Raw genomic sequence first — 4,672 nt, 5'->3', positions numbered from 1 at the left:
CCTTGATCATCGGATCCGCCGATCATTGAACACTCCCCGCCGCTCGGAGCTGGGGAGGGATCTGACCCCGGTCACGTACGTCGCCCCCGCCAGGTGGGCGACCGTCGACGCCACCTCCTCCGCCGTCCCGAACCGGCCCAGCGCCGTCATCGCCGCCTGCCCGGCCGCGTACGGCCCGTCCGCCGGGTTCATGCCCGTGTCGATCGGGCCGGGAAGGACCAGGTTCGCGGTGATCCCGCGCCCGCCCAGCTCCCGGGCCAGTGCCTTGGTCAGACCGGCCAGAGCCGCCTTGCTCGTCGCGTAGAGGGTTCCGCCGGGCCCCGGCACCCGCTGGGCCATACAACTGCCGATCGTGATGATCCGTCCGCCCTCGGGCAGCCATGCGGCGGCCGCCTGGGAGGTCAGGAAGACACCCCGCACGTTGATGTCGAGGACCCGGTCCACGTCCGCGAGCGACAGGGTGTCCAGTGGACCGAGCACCCCCACGCCGGCGTTGTTGACCAGGATGTCGAGCCTGCCCAGTGCCTCCGCCGCCGCGTCCGCCACCTCGGCCGCCTCCGTGGCGTCGCCCGTGTCCGCGCGCAGCGCCACCGCCCGGCGCCCCAGTGCCTCCACGGCCCGTACGACGTCCTCCGCCGCCTCCTTGCCGTTCACATAGCCGACGGCCACGTCCGCGCCCTCCCGCGCCAGCCGTACCGCCGTCGCCGCGCCGATGCCACGGCTCCCGCCGGTCACGAGAGCCACCTTGCCGTGAAGAGTTCCCTGAGAAGTCATGGGTCCATCCCAGTGGCCGCACGGCACCGGCGCTGGCGGCGAACGGACGTCGACGTCTCCGGGCGCGCCGGAGGGTCCACGGCCCGGCACACACCCGATGCGGTACACACCCGATTCGGCGCACAATCGGAACCTTTCCCTCCGCTTCCTGCGTTCTCCGGTCGTGACCCTTCAGCAAGAGATCGTCGGCAACGCCATGCAGATGGCGGTCGTGAGCCTGCAGCCCGGTCAGACGGTGTACTGCGAGGCCGGAAAGTTCCTGTTCAAGACCACGAACGTGACCATGGAGACCCGCCTGGGCGGCCCGTCGGGCGGTGGCGGGCAGCAGTCGCAGCCCGGCGGCAGCGGCTCGGGCGGCATGGGCGGGCTGCTGCGCCAGGCCATGGGCACCGCCATGCAGGCCGGCCAGCGCGCCCTCGCGGGGGAGTCGCTGGCGTTCCAGTACTTCGCCACCCAGGGCGGCGAGGGCACCGTCGGCTTCGCGGGCGGGCTCCCCGGGGAGATGCGCGCGCTGGAACTGGACGGCACGCGCGCGTGGTTCGCCGAGAAGGACGCCTTCGTGGCCGCCGAGTCCCCCGTCGACTTCGGCATCGCCTTCCAGGGCGGCCGTACCGGCAGGAGCGGCGGCGAGGGTTTCGTCCTGGAGAAGTTCACGGGATGTGGGACGGTGATCATCGCCGGAGCCGGCAACTTCATCGACCTGAACCCGGCCGACTTCGGCGGCCGCGTCGAGGTCGACACGGGGTGTGTCGTGGCCTTCGAGGAGGGCATCCGGTACGGCGTCCAGCGCGTCGGCGGCCTCAACCGCCAGGGCGTGATGAACGCCGCCTTCGGCGGCGAGGGCCTGTCCCTGGCCACCCTGGAGGGTGACGGCCGCGTGATCCTTCAGTCCCTCACCATCGAGAGCCTCGCGAACGCCCTGAAGAAGGCCCAGGGCGGCGACAAGCAGGGCCCGACGGGCGGGCTGTTCTCCACGAACGCCCAGTGAGCGGGCGTACGGGCCGGCGATGATGAGTTGCGGGGGCCGGTGGCGTCTGACGTGCTGGCATCAGGCCCCACATCAGGAAGCAGGCACCCGCCATGGGCAAGCTCGTCCCCACCCTCGACGGCATCCACCAGGCCCCCGGCGGGCCGCAGACGGGGGGCTCACCCACGGCGGCTGGAGCTTCCCGTACGCCGACGAGGCCTTCGGCCGGTTCATGGGCGAGGTCTTCACCCGCCCGGGCGCCTTCCTGCTCGGCCGCCGTACGTACGACATCTTCGCCACCTACCGGCCCACGGTGACCGACCCCACGGACCCGGTCGCCTCGAGGCTCAACTCCCTGCCGAAGTACGTGCCTTCCTCGCCCCCGACGGGCCCGGGCCGGGCGGGGGCGAACGTGCTCCCCGGCGACCTCGCCGAGGAGGTCACCGCCGTGAAGGAGCGCACCGACGGCGAGGTCCAGGTGCACGGCAGCGGCGCCCTCGTCCGGTCCCTGCTGGCGCTCGACCTCGTGGACACCCTGCACCTGCTGACCTTCCCGGTGGTGCTCGGCTTCGGGTTCCGGCTGTTCCCGGAGGGCGCCGTACCGACCGCGTTCGAGCACACCGGCGGAAGCGTCACCGGCGGGGGCGTCTCGATCCAGACGTGCGACCTGAAGGGCCGCCCAGAGTACGGCGAGTTCGGCCTGCCGGACGACGCGTGAGCGCGCCGCGCTGCCGGTGAACTCCCCGCGAACTCCGGGGGCTTCACAGGAAATTCTCCAGGCTTGTCATTGACATGTCAGCCTCTACGCGCGTCATCATGAACGTCATGAATTTCCCCCCACGCGCCACGCGGCTCGGCGCAGCAGTCGCCCTTCTGTCCGCTCTCCTCGTCGGCGGAACCGTCTCCGCCACCACGGCCGACGCGGCCCCCACCGCCGTCGGCGACATCTGCTACAGCGCCCTGCCGTCCCAGGCCCACGACACGCTCGACCTGATCGAGCAGGGCGGCCCCTACCCGTTCGACCAGGACGGCACCGTCTTCCAGAACCGGGAAGGCGTCCTGCCGGGCCGGTCCTCCGGCTACTACCACGAGTACACGGTCATCACCCCGGGCTCCTCCACCCGCGGTGCGCGGCGCATCGTCACCGGTGAGCAGAACCAGGAGGACTACTACACGGCCGACCACTACGAGTCGTTCGACCTGGTCGACTACGGCTGCTGAGCCCTGACGGGACCGCGGGCCGGACGTCCGTCGGCAGCTCAGACGGACTTCCGGCTCCCGGCCGCCGCGAACAGGGCCACGCCCAGCACGAGCAGCGCGGCGCTCGCGTAGATCTCGTAGTCGTCGAGGAACCCCAGGCGCTGGACCAGGCCCCAGTTCCAGTCGGTGAACCCGTGCACCAGGCCCGCCCCGCCCTGGACCAGGGCGAGCAAGCCGAGAATCTCCAGTGCTCCCTTCATCCCACCAGTCTCGTCCCGCGGACCCCCCTCGCACATCGGCCGCGGGACGAGCCCCACAGGACGGAAGTCCCCGCTCCGGCGCCGCGGCCGCGTCGAAAGTCTGCGGTGCGACGACTTTGGTCGACGATCCCGCCCGAGGACGGGTGGGGCGGTATCGGCTGCGTAGATTTGTCGCTCGTGAGTGGTGACGACGTGGGACACGCCTCCCCGGTACCGGTGGGAGGGACGCCCGCGCTGGTCACCGGGCGCAGATGGTTCTTCCCGTCGGCCCTCCTGCACGAACTCGATCCCGACGCCGCGAGGGCCGGGCGGCGGCCCCGGCGCACCGCCCGCGACTGGGTCGTCGACTTCTCCTGCTTCCTGCTGGCCGTGGTCGTGGGCGCGACCGCCATGGAGGCGCTCTCGGACAACCCCCACGTGTCGCCCGGGCTCGCCGCCGTCGATCAGGTGATCGGCGCGCTGGCCTGCGCGGCGGTCTGGCTGCGGCGCCGCTGGCCGCTGGGGCTGGCCGTGGCCATGACGGCCCTCTCCCTCGTCTCGGACACCTCGGGCGGCGCGGGCCCGATCGCCCTGTTCACCCTCGCGGTGCACCGCCCCTTCCGGTACGTGGCCTGGGTGGGCGGCGTCAACGTGGCGCTGGTGCCCCTCTACTACTTGATGCGCCCCGACGGTGACATCCCCTATCTGGTGAGCGTTCCCTTCGCGGTGGTGATCACCGTGGCGATCGTCGGCTGGGGCATGTTCGTACGGGCCAAACGGCAGCTCATGGTGAGCCTCAGGCACCGCGCCCGGCGCGCCGAGACCGAGGCGCGACTGCGGGCCGAACAGGCGCAGCGGCTCGCCCGCGAGGCCATCGCCCGGGAGATGCACGACGTGCTCGCCCACCGGCTGACGCTGCTGAGCGTGCACGCGGGCGCCCTGGAGTTCCGGCCCGACGCGCCCCCCGCGGAGACGGCGCGGGCGGCGGGCGTGATCCGGCAGAGCGCGCACGAGGCGCTCCAGGACCTGCGGGAGATCATCGGCGTGCTGCGCGCGGGCGAACCCGACGACACGGGCCGGCCACAGCCGACCCTCGCGGCGCTGGACACGCTGGTCGCGGAGTCCCGCGAGGCCGGCATGAAGGTCGCCCTGGACCAGCGCGTCGAGGATCCCGCCGCCGTGCCGGCCTCCGTCGGCCGCACCGCTTACCGGATCGCCCAGGAGGGCCTGACCAACGCGCGCAAGCACGCCCCCGGCACGGAGGTCACGGTGACCGTCACCGGCGCGCCGGCCACCGGCCTCACCGTCCGCGTGCACAACCCGCCGCCCGTGGGCGAGGTGCCGCGCGTCCCGGGCTCCGGGCAGGGCCTGATCGGCCTCACGGAGCGGGCGACCCTCGCGGGCGGCCGGCTGGAGCACGGGCACCCGCCCGGGGGCGGGTTCGAGGTGCGGGCGTGGCTGCCGTGGCAGTGAGCACCCGTCGCCCTGCCCG

The 4,672-nt window shown here is 72.7% G+C and carries 5 protein-coding genes and 1 pseudogene; 4 read left to right on the top strand and 2 right to left on the bottom strand.

Translation table 11 applies throughout. The annotated features are described in order from the left end of the window. Nucleotides 1-6: 6 nt before the first annotated feature. The gene (locus ABZ281_RS38625) at nt 7-774 is read right to left on the bottom strand and encodes an SDR family oxidoreductase (RefSeq protein WP_356662685.1); all 768 of its coding nucleotides are present in this window, start codon (nt 772-774) and stop codon (nt 7-9) included. 163 nt (nt 775-937) lie between these two features. Between ABZ281_RS38625 and ABZ281_RS38620 the strand changes: the two genes are divergently transcribed. The 3 genes and pseudogenes from ABZ281_RS38620 (at nt 938) to ABZ281_RS38610 (ending at nt 2,962) form a co-directional block, all read left to right on the top strand. Continuing rightward, entirely contained in the window at nt 938-1,762 is an 825-nt protein-coding gene (locus tag ABZ281_RS38620) for an AIM24 family protein (RefSeq protein WP_356662684.1), read from the top strand. 92 nt (nt 1,763-1,854) lie between these two features. After that, a pseudogene (locus ABZ281_RS38615) lies at nt 1,855-2,459 on the top strand (dihydrofolate reductase family protein). 107 nt (nt 2,460-2,566) lie between these two features. Further along, on the top strand, nt 2,567-2,962 hold the full coding sequence (locus ABZ281_RS38610) for a ribonuclease domain-containing protein (protein ID WP_356662683.1): 396 nt from the start codon (nt 2,567-2,569) through the stop codon (nt 2,960-2,962). 38 nt (nt 2,963-3,000) lie between these two features. On the opposite strand, the gene ABZ281_RS38605 is transcribed toward ABZ281_RS38610, so the two are convergent. Beyond that, a complete protein-coding gene (locus ABZ281_RS38605; RefSeq protein ID WP_356662682.1) occupies nt 3,001-3,201 on the bottom strand; it encodes a hypothetical protein in 201 nt (66 codons plus the stop codon). A 234-nt stretch (nt 3,202-3,435) separates the two neighbouring features. On the opposite strand from ABZ281_RS38605, the gene ABZ281_RS38600 reads away from it, so the two are divergent. Beyond that, nucleotides 3,436-4,653, top strand: coding sequence for a histidine kinase (locus ABZ281_RS38600; protein WP_356662686.1), 1,218 nt, complete (start codon nt 3,436-3,438; stop codon nt 4,651-4,653). Nucleotides 4,654-4,672 lie beyond the last annotated feature (19 nt).

This window comes from Streptomyces sp. NPDC006265, from assembly GCF_040613555.1.
In the GTDB taxonomy this organism is placed as follows: domain Bacteria; phylum Actinomycetota; class Actinomycetes; order Streptomycetales; family Streptomycetaceae; genus Streptomyces.
Note: the sequence above shows the minus strand (reverse complement) of the source record. Positions and strands in the feature narration are given on the sequence as shown.